Source organism: Proteus sp. NMG38-2, assembly GCF_020640995.1.
GTDB lineage: Bacteria > Pseudomonadota > Gammaproteobacteria > Enterobacterales > Enterobacteriaceae > Proteus.
The window spans coordinates 2,015,491-2,041,428 of record NZ_CP085481.1; the positions used below are offsets into that span (position 1 = coordinate 2,015,491).

Genomic DNA, 25,938 nt, shown 5'->3' on the forward strand with positions numbered 1-25,938 from the left:
AGATCCTCTTAATTAACGGCAATTAACAGTTAAGGTTGGCAAATGCTGTTTTAATTGCTCTGCCGTTAAATGATAATCTGCAATACATTGATCTTGCGTGTTTTTGCCCCATGACACGGTAAGCTGTCCTTTTTCTGGCATTCCACTGAGATAGACATCCCCATTCTCATCGGCAATACCTGTACTTACCTCTTGTTCATTGGTTTGTTGTGATAATTGAGCTAAAGCACCAAATGGAACAGGTTTACCGTTGTTAATAACGGTAAATAACACGCGATATCCCACATGAGTTTGATAATCAGCAAGCATAGCGGCTCCCTTCGTTGGGATAAGCGTGACGGTATTATTCTTTAATTCAACGTTGTCAGGTAATGAGCTGATATCTAATGTAATTTCATTCTTAGAATATGCGTTTAAATAAGGTACGATGGCATAGCCTCGCCAATCGGTGGAAACACCTGTGCGATTTTGAATTTGCACATTTTTGGCATCTGGTGCTCTAACAATGGCGAACGAATCATAAATAGGTTGTGACAGCGTCACGCCATAAGGATGAGCAACCACAGCACCTGTTAATCCATAATTAGCTCGTTGTGAATGTTTGTCATAACCATAGCCTACATTAGCGACACCATAACTTGCGCGATAAGAAGCAGATGCATTACCACTAGCATTATTTTCTTTATTGCCATAAGACTGCTGGACTGAATAATTTAGGTTATTGTTCTCAAGTAAACTGCCACTAATACCGGCCATCATGTCAGCATTACCGTTATTATCTGTTGTTACACTGCTGTTTAATGACGTGTAACTTCCCGCCATGCTATCCAAAGGTATAGAAACAGAGAACGCAAATCGATTATCTGACTTACGCTGATTAGGTGTGCTTGAATAGCTATAATTTAAATTATAAGAAATTCCGCCCATATTATTACTATAGCCAGAGCTTATGGAGCGCTCTTTTCCTGAACGATCCCAATAATCTTGCTGATAGGTAGAAAAATAAATACTACCGTAGTCATTTAAAGACTGGCTCAATGTTATCTGAAAGCGATTCTTTTTATTATCATGATGTAACTCATCGCTGTAATGGTTATTGGCTTCAGTAAAGCTGTAATAACCTTCTGTTGAATAGCGATAATTAGCCAATGTGACAGAGGTTCCCGTCGTCATCATATTTTTAGAGTATTGGAAGCGATAAGACTGCCCACTATTATTATTTTTACCTGCTAAGTTTTGAGTATTCGCATGGGTAATATCTGTTGAGAACGCCCCTAAACTACCTAAGTTAACACCAACACCAGCAACATAAGATTGATGATCTTTTGAGAGCAATACGCCTGTATAACCTGTAACACCTTTAGGTAAACCATAAATGGCCGTACCTTGCACAAATTCTGGCTCTTTGGCGTTGTCAGCATTAGATTTAAATTTTCCCCCTGTGAGTGAATATTTAAATTGCCCCTCACGTTGCATAATGGCAATTGATGAAAATGGCACAACAAAAGAGCGCTCTGTACCATCCGCTTCTTTAATTAGCACCGTTAAGTCACCGCTAGTTCCTGTTGAATAGAGATCATCAATTTCAAAAGCACCTGGCGCGACATAAGCTTGGTAAATTACATAATTATTTTGTTTGATGGTAATTTCTGCATTACTTTGTGCAATACCACGGATCACCGGAGCAAAACCACGCATTGAGCTTGGTAACATTGCCTCATCACTTTGTAATTGAATGCCTCGAAATTGAAAGCTGTCAAATACGTCACTTGGTGTTGAGGTATCACCCATAATTAATTGTGATTTTAGGTTATTAATCCCTCTCTCTAAGCTCGTTTCGATGCTTTTCCACTCTCTACCTGCTGAACTTTCGCTAAAAGTTGAATAGTTTTTTAAGCGCCAAGGGCCTAAATTTGCACTACTGCGAAAGTTTACATAGTGATTATTAGTGTCTTGACCTCCTGTACGGCTCCAGTTATTTGAACCGCTATAGTAGTAATTTAAAACGAATGCTGGTAACCCATTTTCCCATTTACTACTTGGAATTGTTCCCGGTACTATTTTTTCCATCGCAATTTGGGGGATAGAAAACATTAATTTTTGCTGATTTAATGCTAATTCTGTTTTTGCATCAGCAATATAATCGCTGATATCAGTAATTTCGTGTGTTGGTGCTAATGAAGCCAAATCAGAAATAGAATCAACTTTGATACCCCAATCATTTAAATCTTCTTTTTTTAATACAGGCATTAATTGACCTGTTTTTTCATTACTAATAAATGTAATGTTTTTTGCATCAACAACAATATTATTAATAATAATATCGACGTGATAATTTCCAGCTAATTGCCCTCCAGGTTTGGAGAATTGGTCAAGGCTTTCTATATCTGCAATGTTCTGTCCATCAATAATACTTAATGAATTTGGACTAAAATAGTCATTTGCAATGGAATAATTTGCTGTTGCTCCAACAATAATAATAGTAGCAATAGCTTGAGATATTCTTTTTAATTGAAATGTAAATAATCCATTATGCGAAGAGATAATGTATTTATTACAATTTTTTTCTGTTTTTTTGTGATTTGTAATAAGGCGCATAATGAATAATCATCCAATTATTATTTCAATGTTTGTGTTTTATTATCCGTGATTGAACCGTGATCGTTAACTGCATTCCATGTCACTTGGTTGGCTTGAATACCAGAGATATTCCACGAGGCTTCAGCCATTGGAGGTACCATGCCTGGGTTATCTAATTCTTTATTACCTACGACTAATTGACCAAATGAAACATAATAAGGTGTTGGATTTTTAGCTTTTAATTGGTCGCCTTGTTTTTCAAACGTCAAGGTTTCATAAGCTGTCGCCGCCGCTGATTTCGATAAGTTTGCAGGTCTATAAATAAGCTTAATTTTATTATTAACAGAAATAGTCAAATTATTGACAGCATTAGGATCTGTTGGTGGAATAGATTTTATATTTAACCAATAAACAGATTCTTTATTTGTTGGTAAACGAGGATCTGTTAATACAATACGCACTGCATTTGCTGATTCTGCTTCAATTCTAAATAAAGGTGGTGTTACTGAAAATGGCGGTTTAGTTGAGTCATTATTATCAAAATTTTCAATCCATGATTGAACTAGATAAGGTGTTTTTTCATTATTTCTAACGGAGATTGATGCCTCTTTTTTGTCACCTTCATAAATAACACGAGTACCACCTAATACTACACTCGCATTAGCATTAATAGTAACTATGCTTAAAAGTGATAAGGCAATAATTGATTTTTTCATTTATATTTCCTTTGAGAAAAAAGAGGGAACCTACGTTCCCCTTTGACGTAAATATGGGGTAATTAAATATAGAGTAATAAATTATTGAGTATATTTAATTGTCACAGTAACATCCGCATTAGCATTTCCTGGTGATACTTCTTCTGCCGTGGTTACATAACGCGCATAATATGTTTTTTGACCTTGATTACCTTTTAGTGTAATACCTTCTGCTTCAGTATTTGGCGTGAAATAAGTCTCACTGTTAGGATCACCTAAAAGACCAATACCAACACCTTTTGCGTCACTTACTTTATATAAGCTAGGGTTTTCATTATCTTCAGTTCCTTCAAATGTCACTCGTGCGGTTCCTAATGTTGCAGGGCAACCACTTAAGCCGATGGTAAATGGCATTGCTTCTGTTTTTTCACCTACAGTATTAAAGGTATTTGTTAACCAAGTGCCTAATTGGACCGTGCCTTCATTTTGATTTTGGTTATTAGTTTCAACTGTGCAAGTTGAATCAATAAATTGACCTTTAAAATGAATAACACCAGTTGTGTTACCATCAGCTGGTGCTGCATTTGCAATACCAGAAAATGAAGCTGCAATAATAGATGTGATTAAAAGTGTTTTAGAAAAAGTCATAAGTTTTCTCGTTAAATTAAATAATGTTTATTTATTTAGTCGGCAATATTTCGAAGATTTAAACATTAAATATGTGCCGGCATGTTCAACTCGAAGAAATTATATTTACTTTTTCTTATGAGATCTACATTGCAATACCTTTTCAAAAATTTGCTGTAGTTTGAAATATTAAATTTTTAAATATCATTTTTGTACTTTGTTTTTGGTGATTTAGTCTGATTTTTAACTTACATATAATATTAAAATCTAATAATAAGCATCTTGTGAGTGCTTGATATAATGTTCGAAATTGTAACGTAAAATTTCAGAGGACATAGAATTTAACGCTTTCTTAGGATTTATCCTTATATTAGATAAATAATATAAATGTTTGATCACGCGCAGTATAAAATTTAGGCTCTACGTATAAATCGCTAGTATTAATAAAATAAAAGTTAATAACCTGTATTACAGATTAATTTTATTTAAATAAAGCGATGGTGCAAAGAAATGATATTATTCATTGTGGCTAAAGAGTTAATGACTCTGTTGTAATCAAGCTTTAAACACGGTGGTTATAATGGAATGTTAAACTTAAAAATGAGAATGGGGAGTATCATGAGAAAACAATATAAGAAGATGGCCACTTATTTTTCGTTTTTATTTATTGTTTCGGCATTGGGTGCGTACTATTGGCTTAAACTACCCTATTCTTTTTCTTATCAGCGTCAACTGGCTACTAATTTTATTAGTAATATCAATAATGAAGAATATGAACAGGCATTTAATCTGACACAACGAAACATGTACACAGGGAAAACATTAGAAGAGTTTAAAGCTAAAGCGATAAGAGAAATCCCTGCTTCTGGATATCAGTTTGCTTATAGTTTTCCAAAACAAACAAATGGAAACCGACTACGTCGTTGGTTTAATGGCACTGAAGTCGAAATGCAGGATATCAATATCGAATTTAAAGGCCCCACTGATCTTAGGATCACGCTAAGGCATACTGGCGATGACAAATGGGAAGTTTTTTATATTACAAGTCATGCTGGATAATAACGCTTCATCTCTATTTTTATTCAGCCCATTTTATTGCCACTTCCACGGCTTTCTTGTACTCTGCACCGCTTCTTACCTTGAAATTAATAATACGTATTTGAGAAAATCATGACAGGACATATTTCTAAAGATCCACTACATGGCGTCACTCTTGAAATGCAGGTAAATGCGCTGGTGGCTAAATATGGTTGGGCTAAATTAGGTCAACTTATCAAGATTAACTGCTTTAGAAGTGATCCTAGCGTGAAATCAAGTTTGAAATTTTTGCGCAGAACTCCTTGGGCACGCGCTGAAGTAGAAGCGCTCTATCTCGATTCTCTTGAAGCTGATATTGATGATGTGATTGAAGTGATCGACCATCCTGATTGTGATCCTTGGGCGAATAGCCGTCGAAAGTAAAATATCTAGAATCGATAAAATAGTACTGAAGATATTACTCTCACTCATCCCTAAACTCTTTTGGCGTCATACCAAATTCTTTTTTAAAGATAGAGTAAAAGTATTGCAATGACGGATAGCCACACATCACGGAAATTTCTTGGATTGCGAGTGTTGTCGTGGCTAATAAATTTTGAGCGCGTTTGAGTTTTTCTTCATAAATAACAGTATGAATTGTCTTGCCAATTTCCTTTTTAAACCGTTGCTCTAAATTAGAACGCGACATATTAACTGCATCTAAAACTTGCTCTGTTTTTATCCCTTTACAGGCATTGTAATAAATATAATGCATAGCTTGAACAACAGTGGGATCGTTAAATGAGTGAAAATCAGTTGAGCGCCGTTCAACAATTTTAACGGGGGGAACTAATATTCTTTGCTGTTTATCTGTTACATGCCCTTCTAGGGTTTGATGTAATAATTTTGCAGCTAAATATCCCATTTGCCGTGAACCTTGCACAACAGAAGATAATGCAATGCGGGATAAATAGCGTGTCATATCTTCATCATCAATTCCGATAATGCTTATTTCTTCAGGCACATTAATATTTAAATTATCGCAAACTTGCAATAAATGACGCGCTCTTGCATCAGTGACCGCAATAATCCCTGTTTGTGGCGGTAAAGTTTGTATCCAATCAGATAAACGATTCTGTGCGTGTTGCCAATTTTCTTGGGTAATATCCATGCCGTTATAAACAATGCCTGGATATTTTTCACTGGTGACTAATTGACGAAAAGCGTGCTCTCGTTCATTAGACCAATGGGGATGATCTTTTGCGGGTAAACCATAAAAAGCAAAATGCTTAAGCCCTTTCTGTTTTAAATGCAAAAAGGCTTGCTGAACTAATTCATAATTATCAGTGGCGATATAAGGTACTGGCGGGTAATTTTTTTCTTGGTGATAAGAGCCACCTACACCAATTACCGCTAACGATGATTGGCTTAAATGCTTAGCAATAATTGGATCGTCAAAATCTGCAATAATACCGTCACAAACCCAGTGATTAATATTATCCAGTCGAGTACGAAAATCTTCTTCAATAAAGACATCCCAATGGCACTGTGATGCCTGAAGGTATTCTCCAACCCCCTCAACTACTTGACGGTCGTACACTTTATTAGCATTGAATAACAGCACAATACGAAAGTATGTATCTTTTTTCATTTTTGTTTACCTATTCCCCAAGGCTGGCATTAAACCATAGCTTTAGATTTGTAAGAACTTGCTTTCATCGCTATGTGATTACTATCACACAAGCCAAATTTCGTAATAGCAAAGTAAAAAATAGGAATAACCAATGTTAAGAACAACGAGTATTTTGTTTTTAAACACGATTGCCGAGGAGATTTTTCATGTATCAGAATAACTTTAATAAATTAATTTCTAGGCAAAATACCTATAGCGCAAAATGGTGTAATAGTAACGCCAATGTTATTCCATTATCTGTTGCAGATATGGAAATTGCTGCACCTGATTTTATTACAAACAAACTTGCTGAATTTAATCACAAGGGAATTTATGGTTATACCGATCTTAGCCATGATTGGAATAATGTTGCCGCTAATTGGTTTAAAAGCCAATATCAATGGATAGTTGCCCCTGAGACGATTGTATTTTGTCCTCGTGTTATACAAGCGGTTTCACTTTATATCCAGAATTTCACACAAATAGGCGATAAAGTCACAACGCTGTCTCCGGCTTATCATCCTATTAGTAATGCTGTTTGTGTAAATAACCGCGAGTTATTAGAAAGCCCATTAATTTATCGTGACGGTTATTATGAAATTGATTTTGACGATCTAGAAAATAAGTTTAAACAGTCGGTCTGTTTTATGTTGCTCTCACCACACAATCCAACAGGTACGGTATGGCAACAAACTGACTTAATAAAAATAGCAAAGCTTGCACAAAAATATCACGTTTTTATTATTTCTGATGATGTGCACGCAGATTTTGTTTTTGATGATGCTCTCTATCACCCTATTTCATCTTTAAACACCTATGTAGAACAGCACTCTTTTATTTGTACATCTCCAGCTAAAACTTTCAATTTAGCAGGACTAGAGATAGCGAATATTGTGATTGCTAACCCTGAATATCGTGAAAAATTTAAACAGTGTTTGATTGCCGCTGGTATTCATAATCCAGGATATTTTTCTGTTCCCGCTTTTTTACAAGCCTATACCTTACAAGGCCAACAATGGGTTGGTGAATTAAAAACGTACCTTGCTGATAACCGACGTTGGGTAAAGGAACAATGTGAACGTCACTTTCCTGATTGGGTTGTCACACAAAGTCATGGCACCTACATGCTATGGATTAATTACCAAAAAATGCAGTTAACCGAAGAACAACTAAAACATTGGTTTGTTTCATTAGCCGAAGTGGAAATGAGTTGGGGGCGCGGTTTTGGTGCGGTTGGGGATGGTTTTTTCCGCATTAATATCGCGACACCTCGTTCAATATTAGAAACCGTTTTCACTCGGCTTATTCGTACCTTACCTCACGCCAGTTTGGAATAAATTACAATGAAAACGCAAACGATAAACAGCCCAAGAACGCCTACGCTTCTTGAATCGCTCTTTCCTATTCTCACTATGGTGGTGTTATTAGGAGGAGGCTATGCCGCTTTTGATTTACCACCAGAACCATTAATGGTGCTTTCGACTGTTGTGGCTGCACTGTTAGTAAAACGGTTGGGATATCGCTATGACGAAATCTTAACAGCTATCTCACAAAAGATTGCTAAAACTATGCCAGCATTGCTGATTTTAATCAGTGTGGGCTTGTTAATAGGCACATGGATGATTGGTGGCACCATTCCACTGATGATCTATTACGGCTTGAAAATGATCAGCCCAGAAATGCTATATGTTACAGCGTTATTGGTCACGTCATTGGTGTCGGTCTGTACAGGAACATCATGGGGTTCTGCTGGAACCATCGGTGTTGCATTTATGGGCGTAGCAGTGGGTATGGAAGCAAACCTTGCAGCTACAGCGGGTGCCGTAGTTGCAGGGGCTTATTTTGGTGACAAGCTTTCACCATTATCAGGTGATACTAACCTTGCCGCAATGGCAGCAAGGATCGACCTTTATCAACATATTTGGCACTTACTTTATACCACACTGCCTTCGCTGATTTTAACGGCGATTGTGATGACGGTTTATGGCATGAATGGCGATTTAGCGGGTCAAGGTGTGCCAGAAAAAGTGACATTAATTACCAATGGTCTTGAGAATGTTTATAACTTCAATCTTATTCTTCTCATTCCAGTATTAGTGATTTTATATGGTTCAGTAACGAAAAAACCCACTATCCCAGTGATGTTAGCTTCTGCCGCAATTGCGATGCTTAACGCTTATCTTATTCAAGGTTTTGGTTTACATGACATCGTAAAAAGTGCGGTTGATGGTTTCAACGTCTCGATGATCCAAGGTAAAGAAGTTCCTGAATTGTTAGGTAATTTGCTAAATCGTGGTGGCATGAACTCCATGATGAGCACTCTGCTTATCTGTTTCTGCGCCCTCTCTTTTGCTGGTACTTTATCGCTAAGTGGCGCATTAGAAGTGATTGTCCATGCATTGTTAAAAATGGTGCACTCAACAGGTTCAATGATCTTAGCCACAATTGCCTGCGGACTAACCATGATTGGCGTGACCTGTAATGGACAAATCTCAATCCTTATTCCTATTGAAATGTTACGTGGTGCCTATATTGAACGAGGCTTACATCCTAAAAATCTGGCGCGTACTGTAGAAGACTCCGCCACTATCTTTGAACCTATTTTACCGTGGACTGCTGCAGGCGCTTATATGGCGGGTACGTTAGGTGTTGCAACCTTAAGTTACTTACCTTGGGCTGTATTGTGCTGGAGTGGCATCTTCTTTGCCATGCTGTGGGGTTTTACGGGCTTTGGCATTGCCAAATTAACACCAGAAGAGCAGGAAGAAATGACTGCTGAGCTTGGATCACATTCAGAATTACAACTTGATACTAAATAAGGACGGTTCCATGTCTTACTTTAATAAAATTGAACAAATTCAATATGAAGGCACAACAAGCGATAACCCATTAGCATTTCGTTACTATAACCCTGATGAGATTATTTTGGGTAAACGAATGGAAGATCACCTAAGATTCGCAGCTTGTTATTGGCATAACTTCTGCTGGAATGGTTCTGATATGTTCGGTATCGGCACTTTTGATAGACCGTGGCAAACACCTGGTGAAGCTTTAGAGCAAGCTAAGCGTAAAGCAGATGTGGCCTTTGAGTTCTTTCATAAGCTCAATGTTCCTTTCTACTGTTTTCATGATGTCGATGTAATTTCTGAAGGGAATAGCATCAATGAATATATTTCTAACATGGCGGCAATCACCGACGTATTAGCGCAGAAACAAGAAGAAACCAACGTTAAGTTATTATGGGGAACCGCAAACTGCTTCACTAATCCTCGTTATGGCGCAGGTGCTGCAACAAACCCTGATCCTGATGTTTTTGCATGGGCCGCAACACAAGTGTGTGAAGCGATGAAAGCGACAAAAGCGCTGGGTGGCGAAAACTATGTATTATGGGGTGGACGCGAAGGCTATGAAACGCTGTTAAATACTGATTTACGCCAAGAAAGAGAGCAAATTGGCCGCTTTATGCAGATGGTGGTTGAGCACAAACACAAAATTGGTTTCCAAGGCACATTATTGATTGAGCCAAAACCTCAAGAGCCAACAAAACATCAATATGATTATGACACTGCAACCGTTTATGGCTTCTTAAAGCAGTTTGGTCTTGAAAAAGAAGTGAAAGTAAACATTGAAGCAAACCACGCAACATTAGCAGGACATAGCTTCCACCATGAGATTGCAACTGCGATTGCGTTAGGCATTTTAGGCTCAGTTGATGCTAACCGTGGTGATCCGCAATTAGGTTGGGATACAGACCAATTCCCAAATAGTGTAGAAGAAAATGCACTAGTCATGTATGAAATTCTTAAATCAGGTGGCTTTACTACAGGTGGATTAAACTTTGATGCTAAAGTTCGTCGCCAAAGCAATGATAAATATGACCTATTCTACGGGCATATTTCAGGAATGGACACAATGGCAATGGCATTACGCATTGCGGCAAGAATGATCCAAGATGGTGGCCTTGATAAATTCACGGCACAGCGCTATTCAGGTTGGAGTGCTGAATTTGGCCAAAATATCTTACAAGGTAAATTAAGCCTTGAAGATGTGGCGAAATACGCACAAAGCAATACATTAGCGCCACAGTTACAAAGTGGACGTCAAGAAATGCTAGAAAGTTTAGTGAATCGCTATATTTTTGGTTAATGGCATAAACGTAATAACACAGCGGGTTTTCCGCTGTGTTTATTAATTAGATACAGGTCATGAGGTAATTTCATGTATTTAGGGCTAGATTTAGGCACTTCAAGCGTTAAAGCGATCATCATGAATGAGCAAGGCGATGTTATTGCCAGCCATTCTGTTTCTTTAGCAATATCACGCCCTCACCCTCAATGGTCAGAACAAGATCCACTGCAATGGTGGCAAGCAACGGAAGAAGCTATTCTCCAGCTTGGTCGCAATTATCCGATGGAACAAATAGAGGCAATTGGATTAAGCGGACAAATGCATGGAGCCGTTTTACTTGATGCTCAACAAGTCGTTTTACGCCCTGCGATCTTATGGAACGATGGCCGTAGTTTTAAACAGTGTCAGATGCTTGAGGCTAAATATCCTCAGTTTAAAAAAATCACTGGTAACTTAGTTATGCCCGGCTTTACGGCACCAAAACTACAATGGGTTGCTGAAAACGAGCTTGAAAATTTTCAACGTATTGCGCATGTTTTATTACCGAAAGATTTTTTACGTTGGAAGATGAGTGGTAATTTTGCCAGTGATATGTCGGATGCCGCCGGTACGCTTTGGTTGGATATGCAAAAGCGTGACTGGAGTGATGAACTTTTAGGTGCAACAGGCTTAACGCGTCGGCAGATGCCAACATTGTTTGAAGGTAATCAAATCACCGGTTATCTATTAGCTGATGTGGCTAAAAAATGGCAAATGAAGCAAGTACCTATTATTGCGGGTGGCGGTGATAATGCTGCGGGGGCAATCGGTGTTGGCGTTTACCAACCCGGTCAGGCGATGCTCTCTTTAGGTACTTCTGGTGTTTATTTTGTTGTTAGCGAAAAATTTCTCCAAAATAGTGACGATGCAGTACACAGTTTTTGTCACGCATTACCCAATACTTGGCACTTAATGTCAGTGATGTTAAGTGCGGCATCATGTCTTGATTGGGTGTGTCAATTGACAGGAATTGAGAGTGTGAGTGCGATGTTTGAAGAGTTTGAACACGCTACTTTTGCTGATTGCCCTCTACTTTTTTTACCTTATCTTTCAGGTGAACGAACTCCTTATAACAACCCTAATGCCAAAGGTGTTTTTTGGGGATTAACTCATGAACATCAACGTGCTGACTTATGCCTAGCTGTTCTTGAAGGTGTAAGCTTTGCGTTACGACAAGGGATTGAAGTTGCTGATAATGCTGGACAATTAGCGGATAACATTACGTTAATTGGTGGTGGTGCAAGAAGCGAATATTGGCGACAACTTCTGGCAGATATTACAGGAAAAACCCTTGATTATCGCCAAGGTGGTGATGTTGGCCCTGCACTTGGTGCAGCAAGACTAGCACAATTAGCAGTAAACCCTGCTCATTCATCACAAGTAATTCTTTCTCAACCTAAGCTTGAAAAACGCCATACACCCAATTTAGAAAAACATAAAACATACGAAAAAAAATATCATGCTTTTAAAAAGCTATATTCATTGATTGATACGATGGAAATATAGCAATATTGCGTCAATATCAGGGTAATACTTAAAACCACTCAATAAAGAGTGGTTTTATTTTTCACTTACAGTTGTAAGATAAGATGCACTATGAGATCTCTCTATATTGAAAACATAATAGATAAGAAGGCAAAATGAAAAAATTAGGTTTAGTTATCATCGGAGTATCATTGCTAACGGGTTGTATGACTAAATCTCTATGGAACAATAATCCTGTTTCAGATTTTACTTATCATTATGAAGAAGAATATAAAGATGTAATTACTGAAGTAGTTAAATTGGAATTAAAAGAAGATAAAGAGCCATTAGTTATACGAGATGGTAGCGCTATTTCACTTAGAGGGATGTCACTAGCGAGTAAAACCCGAATTTATAATATCTCTTATGGTGATTACCCATTAAAAGTTATCTATAAATATATGCCAAAAATGAAATTTAGCGCCAGAATAGCATCTCAAGGTGCCGTTCCTTTTGAAATTCAAAATAGACACGTTAATAAAGGCGATAATATTTTAGCTTCTGATATTCAAGGTGTTTTCTTATTTTCAATCAATCCTGAAGTAAAACTACTGGAAAGTGAAATAAAAGAGCTAGAACAGGCTCATTTTAAAAAAGAGTGCAAAGCACAAGATGGTAGCTTGCAGTGGTGTATTGATTTTTGGATCAATGCCAATGTTTTTGAACGTAACCAAACGAGATATGTGGTTATCGTAGAAAAAGTGTTACCTAAACCTATTAATATTGCTCTTTATGATTTAAAAGGCACACCAAAAACGAATGTCGGAAATTTAGTAGGTAATACAATAGGTACACCGGTATTTATTATTGGTGATGTATTACTGGCTCCATTAGGCGCTTTATTGGGTGTTGTTGTTCAGAGTGCAGGGAATTAATTTTTTGGAAGGGTTATGATCCGGCTAAATATTTTTTCCATTGGCACGTAATTAATATTTACTCCATCGATATTAGCCTGAATCCATTCTTCTGGTTCAATATTTTTCCAATTTAAATCATAACCTGCAGCTAACGATAGGTGCTCAAAAAATAGCCGCTGAACTCTTCCGTTACCTTCTCTAAAAGGATGGATCATATTGAACTCAATATAATACTCAGCAAGTTTTTTACAGAAATCGTGTCGTTTTAGATTAATTAGCCAGTTTTCTTTTTCTAGTTGTAAAAATAATTTATTCACTTCGATAGCAATTCTTGTATTGGTACAAAATCGTGTTCCTCCTTTAGATATATCAATTGTTCGGATTTTTCCCGCCCAATCATAGAGTTCAGAGAAAAGTTGATAATGTATATAACAAAGGTAATCTAAATTATAAGGAGGAAGGAAAAATCTAATATTTTTAATTGTAATGGCAGTAATTTCTCTTTCTGCTTCCTCTAGGAGTTCAATATTTTTTATGTTTAATTTGTTTTTTAAGGTACTTGAGCCAGAATAACAATAATGGTCGTGGATGACGTCATATTTGTCCATATGTTATCCTTGATAATACTTTGCTAGAATTTTTTCTAAACTTGTTGATTCATCAGGAATTTTTATATCTAACCCCTCTAATTTTGAACTATCACAAAATTTCTCTAATTTATATTTTTCATAATATTCGTAGGGATCAAAACTATTTAAAACAGGTAATTTCTTTAATTTGTCTATTTTTAATTCTAACGCCTTCCAACTCTTTGCTTTAATTGTAAATCCCAGTTTTTCTGATAGTTGTTTTTTAGTATCTAAAAAAGATCCCATTTTATAATTTAATGAATCACCTGAATTTAACCAAAGAATAAAGTCATTAATTGACATTATAGTTTTGTATAATGAAATCCAATCTGTAACTATAATTTTTGTATCAAGTTCATTTTCGATAATTTTGACGAGCTCATTAAAAGAACCTAATAATTTTAAATCCTCTATATTATTAGTTTTTAAAATATTTTTAATATACATGTTCAAAGCTCTCATTCTCTAAAATTTACTGATATATTCATCATACTATATCGTGTTTTTTTATTTAACAATAGTAATTGAAAATACGACTTTCAAGGTAATTCCTTGCTAGTAATAGGGCTTACTAGCAAGGAAAAAAATTAACGATACCCACTACGATGGTTTTTGGCTGACCAACTATAAGTTTCATCACTAGGGGCTAATTTCTGTTTTTTCTTGAGGGCTTGTGCTTTTTTGGTGGCTTTTTCAACTTCGAGGGAGATTTCGGTAATAATGGAGTCTTTGGTTCTGTTCATTTCAGCATTAGTTAATTCACGTCCGAACTTCTTTTTCTCTTGAGCTATTCGGGTTCTTACTCGCATTCGTTGGGCATCTGTCATTTCTTGGAGTGTCAGTTTCTTCATTCTTTTACCCTACTTATGTTGAGTGAGGAGAGATTAATATAACACTATTAAGATTCCTCTCCATCATTATATTTAAAATTGGAGAAATTAATTTATTATTACATTAAAAATGCATTACGCCTGAATAAGTGCGTAATGCATAAACAATAACTGTAAATAACAAATTAAACTAATTGCAGAAATGCTGTTTTAAATCCATCGATATCTTGCTGTGTTGTTGCCCAAGAAGTACAAAGACGTAAGCAACTCAAATTAGGATCTTCAAGTAATACACGATGAAAAACAAACTGTTGTGTTAATTTTTCCGCAATCGTGTTTGGCAGAATAACAAAAACTTGGTTAGATTCTGGCGGTGCTAAAAATTCAAAACCTTGTGCAGTAAAGAATTCGGTTAATTGTGATGCCATTTCATTAAGGTGTTTGCCTAATTTAAAATAGAGATCATCTTTAAATAAAGCTTCAAATTGCGCACCTAATAACCAACCTTTTGCTTGTAATCCACCCTTTTGTTTTAAGCTAAAACGAAAATCAGATTTTAATGCAGGATGGCAAATCACTAGCGTTTCAGCTGACATTGCACCGATTTTAGTACCACCAATATAAAACGCATCGGTTAAACTGGCGATATCTTCAATAGTCAGATCACTTTGAGCTGACATTAATCCTGCGGCTAAACGCGCACCATCAAGGTACAACCACAAATTATGCTCGTTACAGAAATCACGGAGTGCTTGTAGTTCTGTTTTACGATAAACCGTACCAATTTCGGTGGCATTCGTAATATAAACAAGCTTAGGTTGAACCCAATGTTCATCGTTATGTTCAGCAAGAATAGGTTTTAATAATGCAGGGGTTAATTTACCATCAGCCGAAAATGTGGTGATAACTTTATGCCCTGTTGCTTCAATAGCGCCGGTTTCATGTGTTGCAATATGTCCTGTACTCACAGAAATAACAGCTTGGTGTGGGCGTAAAAAATGAGAAATCGCGGTTAAATTAGTGATGGTACCACCATTAAAAAAGTGAATATCCGCATCAGGCTGTTGAATACGCTGTTTTATTGAGTGAGCAGCTTGATGACAAAGCGTATCCATGCCATATCCATCATAGCGCTGACCCACTGTATCCGTAATTGCCTTCATGACCGCGGGATGTGCAATTTCATTATAATCATTTTGGAAGCGGTACATGTGTTCTCCTGTCAAATGTTGTATTTTTTATTGTGTTTTATAAATAAAAACGCTCCACATCTAATCAATACACCGATTAAATGTAAAGCGCTTTAATATCTTGAAAAAGTAAGTTATTTAAAGCAGACTTCGCCCCAGCGAGCTAATCCTGCGGTAACCGATCCAAAATCATTCCCTTTCACAATAGGAATATTAGGTAATTGTTGTTCTATTGCTTGGCATAAAATCGGTGAACGCGCTGAGCCACCCGTCATAAAGATAGCATCCGGTTTTATTCCCCCTTGTTGAACAGCGTCATTAACTAATTCAATCATTTTACTTTTAGGGGATTCAATCGACTCCACCATTTGTTCACGCTCAATGGTGCATTCTAATGTTTCACTTAATAAGGCGATATTAGCAATATATTCAGGAGAATCTGATAAAGCAATTTTAGCTTCTTCAGCACGTCGAACAATGCTATAACCCAGTGTTTCATTATACACTTCGATTAGACGAGCTATTTTTTCAGGTTCTTTTGCATCTCGTCTAAGTTGATTTAATGCGGCTAAATTTTGACGAGAATAAAAATCTTTTTGTGCTTCGACATTATTAATCGCAATGGGATCCCAGAATTGTTTCAGCGGTAATTTAATACCAGAAGAAGTTAATCCTGTCATACCGAATAAAGGCATAAGCTGTTTAAAAGCAAGGTAAATATCAAGATCATTACCACCAACACGTTGTCCACTATGGGCTAGTAAGGTGTTTGAACGGTCAGTTTTTCCTTGATAACTCGGCCCCATCTGAATTAATGAGCAATCTGTTGTACCTCCGCCAATATCAACGACGAGCACTGTTTGGTCTTTATTTAAGGTTGATTCATATTCAAGCCCAGCCGCTACTGGTTCAAATTCAAACATAATATTCTTAAAGCCAGCCCTTTTAGCTGCGCGGATAAGAATACTTTCTGCTTGTTTATTTGACGTTTCACCACCTAACCCATTAAAGTTAATAGGTTTGCCAATAACGGTATCTGTAATTGCTTCTTGTGTGCTTTTTTCTGCTTGATGTTTAATATTCGCCATCATGGCGCACACTAAATCTTCAAAGAAGCTAATTTGTATATCATGCAGGCCAGAAGCCCCTAAAAAGGATTTCGGTGATTTAACGTAATAGACATCGCGCGGATCACGTAGATATAAACTTAGTGCGGATTGTCCGAAAAGAATATCTTCAGGAACTAATTCAATATCTTCTTCTCGATTAAACGCAATCGACTTTCTTAGTAATTGTTCGCCAATTTCACTGGAAGGTTTAATATTTAAATGGCGAAATAAGTGCTCAGAAACAGATTCACGGGTTGGCGCACAAAGGGTCGATGGAATATAGACATCATTACCTTCTAAAGGCAAAAGAGTCGGTTTTCCTTCTTTCATGATTGCAACAGAACAATTCGATGTTCCGTAATCAAAGCCTATAAACATTCAGCCTCCCCAATAGACTTCATTAAAAAAAGACTGAGCACTCTACATCAAGATTTTTGCAATTACCACCAGATTATAAAGTCAAAAAGAGTGTCAATGAGCCAAGTAATTTAGTGTATGGGGGGCTTATAATATTCTTAACAAAATTAAAATGGTTATAAAATAATTAGAGATTTTTTCAAGAAGGCGCAAAAAACATGAAGATAATTTATTTATGCATTATAGGTATATCTGATTATGAAGGCCCTGATTTTATTTTAGGGGCTTTTGACAACAGAGATGCTGCTGAAAAAGCAAAAATAACTTTCATTAAAGATAATCAAAACGACGAAAATCAAGTTAAAGTTCTCACTGAAAAGGACAGATGGATCGAAGTTGAAGAAGTGAAATTAGACACTTTTAGTTGTGATATCCCTCTTTCAGATTTTTATTATATTGTTTCACGTTTTAGTGAAGGTTTTGGTCAGATCTATCGAGATATTAAAGTTATTTTTGATAACTATGAAAATGCCCTCTCTAAATTAGAACAACTTGAAAGAGAGTCTGATGAATCAGATTCCTCATTCCCTGAATACTTTGCGATTGAAAAGCTACAAGCAAATCAAATTAATGCTAAAACCGTAACGCAGTGGTTAACAGGTGACTTTTTCGGTGATGATAATCGTTTATTGTGATCATTTTCTTTCAATGTTGCGTTGGTAGTCGCTATGAACACCAAACTGCTCTTTTAAGAAATCAACAAATAGCGTTATCTTGCGAGGAAGATTTTTTTTATCAGGATAAACTACATAAATAAAGTGTTCAGGTAAATCGAAGTGCGTCAATATTGGGATAAGTTTTTTATCTGTATTTGATAAGGCTGTTTGAGTAATAAAATGAGGGAGTAAAGCAATACCTATTCCTTGCAAAACGGCTTGTAATAATGCTTCACTGTTATTGGCACGATAACTACCTTTAGGAATATGGCTATATTTTTTACCTCTTTGATAAAAAATCCACTCTAAGCCAGCTTGATATAATGAATACGATAAGCAATTGTGATTTTTTAGCTCAGAAACTTGTGTGGGTTCACCATATTTTTCAAGATACTCTGAAGAAGCGTAAAGTTGGCTATGACAAGGGGATAATTGACGCGCTATTAATGAGGAATCGGGTAATTCACCAATTCTAATTGCAAGATCATACCCTTCTGCTACTAAATCCGTTACTTTATCATCAAATAAAAGTTGTACATCAAGCTCTGGGTACTTCTGCATAAATAAAGGCATTATTTTAGCAAGATGTAACGTACCAAATGACATGGGCGCTGAAATTTTAATATTGCCTTTGGCTTTATCGCTAAATTGTGAAATGGCCTCTTCTGCCATTACAGCTAACTTATAAGATCCCCGAATATAGCCAATATAGACAATGCCCTCTTCAGTTAAGCTGACACTTCTTGTCGTTCTATGAAATAGGCGTATACCTAATTTCTCTTCTACACCTTGGATGGCCTTACTGACCGCTGATTTTGTCATATTCAATGTTTTGGCTGCTTTGGTAATACTCAAATGCTCAGCCACAGCAATCAGAATGGGAAAAACGTTCATATCATTCATATTGTCAACCTAGAGTAAACAGTGTGTTTCCTTGCCAGTATTCTCAAAAAGGAATATTTTAAGCCTACACAAAAATAATTTATACAAATTTAATATTATGAATAACAAGTATATTCTCTCTCTTGTTGCGGTCTTTTCTGGCGTTTTACTTTCATTAATGATTATGAGTAATAGCTATTTAGCTAGTTTTACAACACCATTAACCGCATCATGGATAACACACGCTATAGGAACTCTTTTCTCTTTAATTATATATATTTTATATTTAAGAAAGAATCAACAGAACAAGAAAAATAATAATAAGATAAAAATTCTATGGTATTTGGGTGGGATACCTGGTGCTTTTACGGTGTTATTAGCTGCAATTACAGTAAATAGCTCATTATCGCTTTCAGGTAGTATTATTTTAATGATAACAGGACAAATTCTTTTTAGTGTTATTGTTGATGCAATGGGATGGTTCGGGGTTGAAAAAAGAAAAATTATCCTACGCGATTTGTTTATGTGCTTTTTACTTATTTCTGGTAGCACATTATTAATTATAGGTAGATAACTAATGAGTATTTTTATTTTAATTGCATTGTTTAATGGTGTCTGTATTGTAACAAGCCGTACTTTAAATGGTAAGTTAGCACAAAATAGTAATGCTTTTTATAGCTCTTTAATCAATCACTTAATTGGTTTTATATTCTTAACTGTCTTTGTTTTATGGATAAAAGATTATCATTCTATTGAACTATCAACGATCCCTTTAATTGCCTTTGCTGGTGGTATTATTGGCGCGTTCTTCGTTGTCATTAATAGTTATGTTTTACCGCTGTTGGGTGTCATGTTAACTTCTGTTTTAGCCATCTGCGGACAAATGATCTCAAGTCTGATTATTGATATATGCAATGGTGTTGAAAGCAATAACCTACTATTGCAAATAATAGGTATTTTATTGATTATTGGTGGTGTATTAATAAAATTTACTAAGCAATTTAAATAAAAAATAAAGGAAGGTTTATCCCTCCCTTTTTATTTTTCCTATTTTTGACTAATAAAGTTATTACTGAAATTGGATATAAAGTAATTTTTATCACAACTCATCGTTATTGTTAGATTGGGTTTTAATCCACCTAAATAGCAGTCAACCGAGTCGGTAAATAAATGGAATAAACATCCTACTGCAATGGCTTTTAATTTCCATGAAGGTAAAAACCATATACCCAAATAAACCAAAACGGCCCAACCCGTGTGTAATGGATGAAATCCAATACTACAACGATTGGGATCAAAAATAGGTGTTGCTAGCAAATGGTCAATATCAATGGCCATTGTTCCGATCATAAGCAGTGAGGCTATCTTCCAATCCTTACGCCAGAAAAAATAGCCTAATAAAATGGGTACCAGAAAATGCAAGCTATAGTGTAAAAGTGTTCTAAAAATTTCAAGTATCACAAGATCCCCAATGCTCTAAAAATATTTATTATTTAATTACCAAATAGTTGTTGTATTCTTTATTTGAACTAACTTTAAAGGAGTTTTTTAATTAAGGAATTCATAATGAAACGCAATACAATATTGGTTGGTTTATTATCCTCATTACTCGCAGTTTCAGTAGCGAGTGAAGCCTGCTCTAGTTTGGCTATACTTGATAAAAATAATAACGTTTACCAAGGTAGAACACTTGAACTGACGGCAGATTTACCTTCATGGGTTACTTTTTATCCTAAAAATACACAATTTACAAAAAAAGCTCCTAATGGTGAAAATAGCCTAAGTTATAGCAATAAATATGACATATTAGCCGTTACAACCGATATCTTTTTTGATGGTGATGATCATAACTTATTACAAGGTTTAAATAGTGCGGGTTTGTCATTTAGCGCCAATATGATAACAGAAGCTGAATTATCACCGCTTGATAAAAAGGATTATGATAAAGCCATTCCCGTCACTTCTATCGGTGAATGGGCATTAGCTAATTTTTCAACAGTTGAAGAAGTACAAAAAGCGGTTGAGTCAGGTTATTTTTGGGCCCCTGTGTTAAAAAACTTTGGCAATCTAAAATCGCCTTTTCACTATGCCTTCTATGATAAAAAAGGTGGCAGTATCGTCGTTGAAGCCACAAATGGTAAATTACACGTTTATCAAAATCCAACCCGTGTAATGACAAATGGTCCAGACTTTCCTTGGCATTTAACTAACCTTAATAATTATAGCCAATTAACTAATATTGATAAATCTTCAGGTAAATTGGCTAATATCAATGTCGTACAGCCTGATAGTGGCATTGCAACATCTCAATTACCTTCATCAGATACGTCTGTCGGTCGTTTTATCCGCGCGGTTTATTTTTCAACCTATGCACCAACAGCCGAATCGACACCTGAAGCAATGAATACCCTAGCGCACATTATGAATCGCTTTGATAGAACAAAAAATATCACGGCTGATATCATGGGAGAAAGTCAAAGCACCAGTAATCAACTGCAAACGGAATACACGGTTTGGACAACGTTATCTGATTTAACGAATGGTGTAATGAAAATAAGAGGCTATAACGATATCAACTATACCGAATATTCTCTTTCACAGTTTAAAGATATGAATAATCCTGTTTTTGAACAGATTAACGTGAGTAAATAATCTTTCATCGTTGTGTTAGAGGCTGGCGACTTATTATTAACGTCGCCTCTACTAAGATAACAATATACAAAAGAAATATTTTTAATATGATGCTGAATTAGGCAATGCCCTACCTATTTCACCTAATGCAAATGCTAAATCAACGGCTGCAATCTGTGATCCTGTATAGGCATCAATCTGAGACATTTGTGCATTTAATAATGCAATTTCTGCGGTATTAATTTCGGTTACTGTTCCCAATCCGTTACGATAAAATTCTACACTGGCGGTATAGGTTAATTGTGTTGTCTCTACTAAATTTTTAGACGCTTTATTTGCCTCAAGTGCCGACTTGAGTGTATTTTCGCTAATTGAAATCTCTTTTATTGCAAGATCTTGGCTTTTGCGTAAATTTTCTTGAGCTAGCCTAATTTCTGACTGTGCATTTGCCATTCTAGATTGACGTATTCCGCCTTCATATAATGGAATACTGACTCCAATCAAGATATTAGAAGATGACGTTCTTTGGCTAATATCAGGAAGCCCCTGAACATCAAAGCTACCTGTTCCTCCTGCAAGTGCACCAGCAAGATATACTTTAGGGAAATAGTCAGATTCGACAGAATTAGCAGCCTTAATTGCGGCTTGCTGTAATTCATATTGCGCTAAAACATCAGGACGTTGTGCAAGTGCTTTTTTTATCACATCATGAGTTAATGGTGAAATATCATCAGGAAGAAAATTATCAGCGGCATAATTAATGGTTATTTTTTCAAAAGGTGAAACGCCAATAGCAGACAATAAGATTTGATATTGATCTTTTTCATGACCTTTAGCTAACACGTTTTGTAATTCAATTTGTGCAACTTGTTGTTTTGCTAATGCCACATCCAATACGGTCGCTAATCCCTTCACTCGTTTTTGCTCAACGGCATATAAAATATCTTTACTTCTTTGAAGGGCCTTTTGAGTAATATTCACCTTTTTTTGTGCAGCACCATAGCTAAAATAGGCAACCGAGACATCATGAATAATCTTCTGATGCATCAGATTAAAATTAAGATTTATTGCTAATGAAGTATGTTTGGCAGCATCGACTAATGCTCCTCGTTTACCAAAATCAAAAATAAGCCACCTAAATGTGAGTGCTGGAATAAAAGCGCTACTAGATGTTTTTATATCATCAACAATAGGATTTTTAGGTAAATCAATTTTTCCATGTTGATATCCTGCGAGCGCTGTTGCTGTGATAATTGGCAAATATGTACTTTCTACCATACCAATATCAGTGGCTGATTTTTTGGCTAATTCCCATGCAATACGTGTGTCTGGGTTATTTTGTTGCCCTAAATCTATCAGGTCAGCTAAAGCATAGTGAGATTTAACCGTTTGTTCTTGAGGGAGCGATAAGTATTGCTCAGCCGGTGAGGAAAGATATTGAGTATTATCATAAGCGATAGGCTCTTGAGAATATTGCTTAAATGAACTGCTTGTGTCAACACAACCAACAAGTAATAGGCTTAACAGAGATGACAGAATGTTTTTCTTATTATTAATGACTAAATTTATCATTATAGTTTTTCTCTTATTAAATGTTTAAATACAAGCTCTCTTTCATCTGCTGGTAATATTTTCATTTCTTTATTAAGGATGTTTTTTTTAAATTCATATTTTGAATTTTCATCGATATTTGAATAAGAAAATTTATCTTCAAAAATAAATTTATGAGCGTAATTATGATAACTAATATAAGAAATTTTATTTAATGACTCCTTAAAAAAGAGCATTAGGTTTTTATTTCTTTCTCTATCTTTTTTTTCAAAAATGAGTAAGTTTATATTGTCTTTTGACTGTGTGATAGCTTCATTTACGGATGAAACTAAATCTAACATATCGTTTTTATTTGTCGAATATCTTAGGTCTATATAATTATCTAAAATAGAGGTGATTTGTTTGTATATTGTATTAACAATACTTGAAGGCCATACTTTTGTGAAAATAATGTACATCACAATATTACCTAACAAAATACCTAAAATACGATCAGAGACCACGTCCATATCAAAACTAGGTTTAAATCCATGTAATGTTGTTAATAAAAATGCTAAACCGACTTGTACACCGGCATAAGAGATACGTTCATTACCAACAGCAACCCAAGCTGCAGGTAATAAGCAGAAAAAGATCAGCACCATTAATTCAAAAACATCAGATAAGTTAGGGATAATATAGAGCAGTGAAATCATGCCAATTAGTGCCCCAATTAGGCATCCGGTGATCCGCAATGTTAATTTATGAACTGTTTCACCGACAGATGTTAATGCCACAACATAACAAGTGATCATTGCAGTATGAATACCCTGCCATTTAAAGTAATCATAAAAAATATAACATAGAATAGCGGCTATAGTGGTTTTTAAAGCGAAGTATTTATGGTTAGGATTTGTAAATGCATCACTAACAAAAAAAGGTGTTTTTTTCTGTACTGGTTTAGTTTCTCTTTTATTAGATAAAATCTTATCAAAAATATTTAATAAGTGAAGTTTGCTTATTGTATATTGTTCTTGTTGTTTATCTTTTATTTTATCTATTTGATGATGTGTAAAACAATCGGCAATTTCTAAACATCTTTTAGAAAGAAGAAAACGTATAGAAGTTGGTGTGTTTTTATCAAAAGTTAATGACATAATTAATATTTTATAAGAGTTATCAATAATATTTTCTAACCATTGAATATCTTCTCTTCCCCGTAAATAAAATATTTTAATAAACATTAAATAACGTTTACATTCTGTTTGTGTACTCAGTAATTCACTAATTTCGAGTTGGCTTTCTTTTCTTCCTAAAAAGAAATCACTTGCAGTAGAAAAGCGTTTGGCGATTCTGTTTAACAGTAATTTTCTTGGGCTAATGCCAACAAAGAAATTAAATAAAATAACCAATAACATTGGAGATACTGCCATCAGTAATGCATAAAGTAATGCTCTTGTTGCAACATCTCCTACAGGGATATCATCAATTAAAGTCATTAAAAAGGCGATAACTAAAGCGACTAAATTACCAATATCACCAAGGCTACTGGCCGATGCTAAATACATAAAAGCAGCTGAAAATAAAGCCATAAAGAAGAATCGTAAAATAATATTTTGTATCGTGAGATTAAAAAGAACAAAGATAATACACACAACAATAGAACATAAAATAATTACGCCAACAGATAATAATATATTTTGTACAGCATCAGCTTTGATTAAATAGATAATTAAATAGCAACTTATTGCGGATTCGGGAATTTCATAAATCATCGCAATAGCAGCCATTAATGCACAAAGCAATGCAATGCGCCAAGTAGTTGCTAAACGAAAATCAAAGGGTAACAAGTCTTTTTTGACTTGTTTCACTATTAGAGAGGGTTTAACAATCATCGTCGTTAGCTATTATATTAACAGTTGCTGTAGCGCCAACCCGCATAAGATCTTCTGGTGGATTGGTGATAGTGACTTTAACAGGAAACCGTTGTTGAACTCTAACCCAATTTAATGATTTAGGTACATAAGGTAAGTCTCTTGGAATATTAATAAGATCAGTTGACATGATCCCTCGGCTAATACCTTCTACTTTGCCTTTAATGGGATGTTTATTATCAATCATTGAATAAATAACGACGCAGTTTCCTATTTTTATATTATTTAAATCGGTCTCTTTAAAATAAGCTGAAGCATACCAAGTATCAGTATCAATTAAGGTAAAAACAGACTGTCCAGAAATAATAAATTCACCTGGTGATAGCACTAATCCAGCAACGTAGCCATTGCTTGGCGCTTTTACTTCAGTATTACTTAATTCCCATTCAGCCATTGCCAATGAGGTTTTTAACGATTTCACTAATGCTACTTCTGAATCTGTATTATTAATTAAGGCTTCTGAGGCGACATTTTGTTTTTGTGCCTGTTTTAATGTGACTTCTGCATCATGTTTTAATGTTCTAGCATCATCAACTTGTTGTGCGGTCACAAATCCTTTTGCTAATAATGGCTCTAATCTATTGAGTGATTGAGTCGCTAATAATAAATTGACTTGAGCACGTTTTATTTGTGCTTCTGCAACTTCTGAATTTGATGTTTCTGCAATAATAATACGTTGCTTGTTACTTAATGTTGCTTCAGCAATCATGAGTTGTTCTTTTGCTTGCTGAACTCTTAATGCGTACATAGTGGGATCGATAGTAAACAGTAAATCCCCTTTATTAACCTTGCTATTTTCTTTGACGTAAATAGCACTAATTCGACCTGGCACAGTTGATGATATGTTAATTTTATTGGCATCAATTATTGCATCTTCACTGAGTGGATTTAACGCTGATAATTGAATGTTTTTCCATAATAAGATGAGTGTAATCACAAAAACGCTCACCGTGATTATAAGTGCCAGCTTTTTTTTGATTTTTTTATCCAT

Annotated in this window: 25 protein-coding genes; 11 read left to right on the plus strand and 14 right to left on the minus strand. The window is 35.5% G+C overall.

Features of this window, described 5'->3' with window-relative positions:
• Positions 1-12: 12 nt before the first annotated feature.
• The 3 genes from LG402_RS09715 to LG402_RS09725 all read right to left on the minus strand — a co-directional run bounded on the left by LG402_RS09715 (position 13) and on the right by LG402_RS09725 (position 3,923).
• On the minus strand, positions 13-2,598 hold the full coding sequence (locus LG402_RS09715) for a fimbria/pilus outer membrane usher protein (protein ID WP_166541253.1): 2,586 nt from the start codon (positions 2,596-2,598) through the stop codon (positions 13-15).
• Positions 2,599-2,618: 20 nt separating this feature from the next.
• Positions 2,619-3,296: a molecular chaperone gene (locus LG402_RS09720; RefSeq protein WP_227336863.1), complete on the minus strand. Its 678-nt coding sequence runs from the start codon at positions 3,294-3,296 to the stop codon at positions 2,619-2,621.
• Between the two features lie 81 nt (positions 3,297-3,377).
• The gene (locus LG402_RS09725; protein ID WP_166541251.1) at positions 3,378-3,923 is read right to left on the minus strand and encodes a fimbrial protein; all 546 of its coding nucleotides are present in this window, start codon (positions 3,921-3,923) and stop codon (positions 3,378-3,380) included.
• 597 nt (positions 3,924-4,520) lie between these two features.
• Between LG402_RS09725 and LG402_RS09730 the strand changes: the two genes are divergently transcribed.
• Together LG402_RS09730 and LG402_RS09735 are read left to right on the plus strand one after the other, a co-directional pair.
• Entirely contained in the window at positions 4,521-4,961 is a 441-nt protein-coding gene (locus LG402_RS09730; RefSeq protein ID WP_109408261.1) for a hypothetical protein, read from the plus strand.
• A 111-nt stretch (positions 4,962-5,072) separates the two neighbouring features.
• Complete coding sequence (locus tag LG402_RS09735) at positions 5,073-5,363, plus strand: VF530 family DNA-binding protein (protein ID WP_109408260.1); 291 nt, start codon at positions 5,073-5,075, stop codon at positions 5,361-5,363.
• A gap of 40 nt (positions 5,364-5,403) precedes the next feature.
• Here the strand turns inward: LG402_RS09735 and LG402_RS09740 are convergent, their stop codons facing one another.
• Entirely contained in the window at positions 5,404-6,570 is a 1,167-nt protein-coding gene (locus tag LG402_RS09740) for a XylR family transcriptional regulator (RefSeq protein ID WP_109408259.1), read from the minus strand.
• A 188-nt stretch (positions 6,571-6,758) separates the two neighbouring features.
• Here LG402_RS09740 and LG402_RS09745 point away from each other — a divergent pair, with 188 nt between their 5' ends.
• The 5 genes from LG402_RS09745 (at position 6,759) to LG402_RS09765 (ending at position 13,157) form a co-directional block, all read left to right on the plus strand.
• Complete coding sequence (locus LG402_RS09745) at positions 6,759-7,928, plus strand: MalY/PatB family protein (protein WP_227336864.1); 1,170 nt, start codon at positions 6,759-6,761, stop codon at positions 7,926-7,928.
• 6 nt (positions 7,929-7,934) lie between these two features.
• Complete coding sequence (nhaC, locus tag LG402_RS09750) at positions 7,935-9,410, plus strand: Na+/H+ antiporter NhaC (RefSeq protein WP_109408257.1); 1,476 nt, start codon at positions 7,935-7,937, stop codon at positions 9,408-9,410.
• Positions 9,411-9,420: 10 nt separating this feature from the next.
• A complete protein-coding gene (xylA, locus tag LG402_RS09755) occupies positions 9,421-10,737 on the plus strand; it encodes a xylose isomerase (protein WP_166541249.1) in 1,317 nt (438 codons plus the stop codon).
• A gap of 72 nt (positions 10,738-10,809) precedes the next feature.
• Positions 10,810-12,264 carry a xylulokinase gene (gene xylB, locus LG402_RS09760; protein WP_227336865.1) on the plus strand — a complete coding sequence of 485 codons (1,455 nt, stop codon included), beginning with the start codon at positions 10,810-10,812 and terminating at the stop codon, positions 12,262-12,264.
• Between the two features lie 134 nt (positions 12,265-12,398).
• Positions 12,399-13,157 (plus strand): hypothetical protein, encoded by a 759-nt coding sequence (locus tag LG402_RS09765; RefSeq protein ID WP_166541247.1) that lies wholly within the window; start codon positions 12,399-12,401, stop codon positions 13,155-13,157.
• On the opposite strand, the gene LG402_RS09770 is transcribed toward LG402_RS09765, so the two are convergent.
• From LG402_RS09770 to yegD, 5 genes are all read right to left on the minus strand, one after another.
• Entirely contained in the window at positions 13,154-13,747 is a 594-nt protein-coding gene (locus tag LG402_RS09770) for a putative adenosine monophosphate-protein transferase Fic (protein WP_166541246.1), read from the minus strand. The genes LG402_RS09765 and LG402_RS09770 overlap by 4 nt on opposite strands.
• A gap of 3 nt (positions 13,748-13,750) precedes the next feature.
• Positions 13,751-14,215, minus strand: coding sequence for a hypothetical protein (locus LG402_RS09775; RefSeq protein WP_166541245.1), 465 nt, complete (start codon positions 14,213-14,215; stop codon positions 13,751-13,753).
• Positions 14,216-14,355: 140 nt separating this feature from the next.
• Entirely contained in the window at positions 14,356-14,619 is a 264-nt protein-coding gene (locus tag LG402_RS09780; RefSeq protein WP_109408254.1) for a DUF3811 domain-containing protein, read from the minus strand.
• A gap of 164 nt (positions 14,620-14,783) precedes the next feature.
• Positions 14,784-15,809, minus strand: coding sequence for a threonine aldolase family protein (locus tag LG402_RS09785; protein ID WP_109408253.1), 1,026 nt, complete (start codon positions 15,807-15,809; stop codon positions 14,784-14,786).
• 113 nt (positions 15,810-15,922) lie between these two features.
• Positions 15,923-17,275 (minus strand): molecular chaperone, encoded by a 1,353-nt coding sequence (gene yegD, locus LG402_RS09790; protein WP_109408252.1) that lies wholly within the window; start codon positions 17,273-17,275, stop codon positions 15,923-15,925.
• 197 nt (positions 17,276-17,472) lie between these two features.
• Here yegD and LG402_RS09795 point away from each other — a divergent pair, with 197 nt between their 5' ends.
• The gene (locus tag LG402_RS09795; protein WP_227336866.1) at positions 17,473-17,949 is read left to right on the plus strand and encodes a hypothetical protein; all 477 of its coding nucleotides are present in this window, start codon (positions 17,473-17,475) and stop codon (positions 17,947-17,949) included.
• Here LG402_RS09795 and LG402_RS09800 read toward each other — a convergent pair whose 3' ends face one another.
• Entirely contained in the window at positions 17,950-18,873 is a 924-nt protein-coding gene (locus LG402_RS09800; RefSeq protein ID WP_166541241.1) for a LysR family transcriptional regulator, read from the minus strand.
• Between the two features lie 97 nt (positions 18,874-18,970).
• Between LG402_RS09800 and LG402_RS09805 the strand changes: the two genes are divergently transcribed.
• Both LG402_RS09805 and LG402_RS09810 read left to right on the plus strand, forming a co-directional pair.
• Positions 18,971-19,426 (plus strand): DMT family transporter, encoded by a 456-nt coding sequence (locus LG402_RS09805; RefSeq protein WP_166541240.1) that lies wholly within the window; start codon positions 18,971-18,973, stop codon positions 19,424-19,426.
• A gap of 3 nt (positions 19,427-19,429) precedes the next feature.
• The gene (locus LG402_RS09810; RefSeq protein ID WP_227336867.1) at positions 19,430-19,861 is read left to right on the plus strand and encodes a DMT family transporter; all 432 of its coding nucleotides are present in this window, start codon (positions 19,430-19,432) and stop codon (positions 19,859-19,861) included.
• 38 nt (positions 19,862-19,899) lie between these two features.
• On the opposite strand, the gene LG402_RS09815 is transcribed toward LG402_RS09810, so the two are convergent.
• On the minus strand, positions 19,900-20,313 hold the full coding sequence (locus LG402_RS09815; protein WP_227336868.1) for a DUF6122 family protein: 414 nt from the start codon (positions 20,311-20,313) through the stop codon (positions 19,900-19,902).
• Between the two features lie 102 nt (positions 20,314-20,415).
• Here LG402_RS09815 and LG402_RS09820 point away from each other — a divergent pair, with 102 nt between their 5' ends.
• A complete protein-coding gene (locus tag LG402_RS09820) occupies positions 20,416-21,504 on the plus strand; it encodes a linear amide C-N hydrolase (RefSeq protein ID WP_227336955.1) in 1,089 nt (362 codons plus the stop codon).
• An 81-nt stretch (positions 21,505-21,585) separates the two neighbouring features.
• Here LG402_RS09820 and LG402_RS09825 read toward each other — a convergent pair whose 3' ends face one another.
• From LG402_RS09825 to mdtN, 3 genes are read right to left on the minus strand one after another with little or no spacing between them, the layout of a single operon-like run.
• Positions 21,586-23,055, minus strand: a complete 1,470-nt coding sequence (locus LG402_RS09825) for a TolC family protein (RefSeq protein ID WP_227336869.1) — start codon at positions 23,053-23,055, stop codon at positions 21,586-21,588.
• Positions 23,055-24,908 carry an FUSC family protein gene (locus LG402_RS09830; protein ID WP_319800753.1) on the minus strand — a complete coding sequence of 618 codons (1,854 nt, stop codon included), beginning with the start codon at positions 24,906-24,908 and terminating at the stop codon, positions 23,055-23,057. Before LG402_RS09830 ends, LG402_RS09825 begins: the two co-directional genes overlap by 1 nt.
• Entirely contained in the window at positions 24,898-25,938 is a 1,041-nt protein-coding gene (mdtN, locus tag LG402_RS09835) for a multidrug transporter subunit MdtN (protein ID WP_109408243.1), read from the minus strand. Before mdtN ends, LG402_RS09830 begins: the two co-directional genes overlap by 11 nt.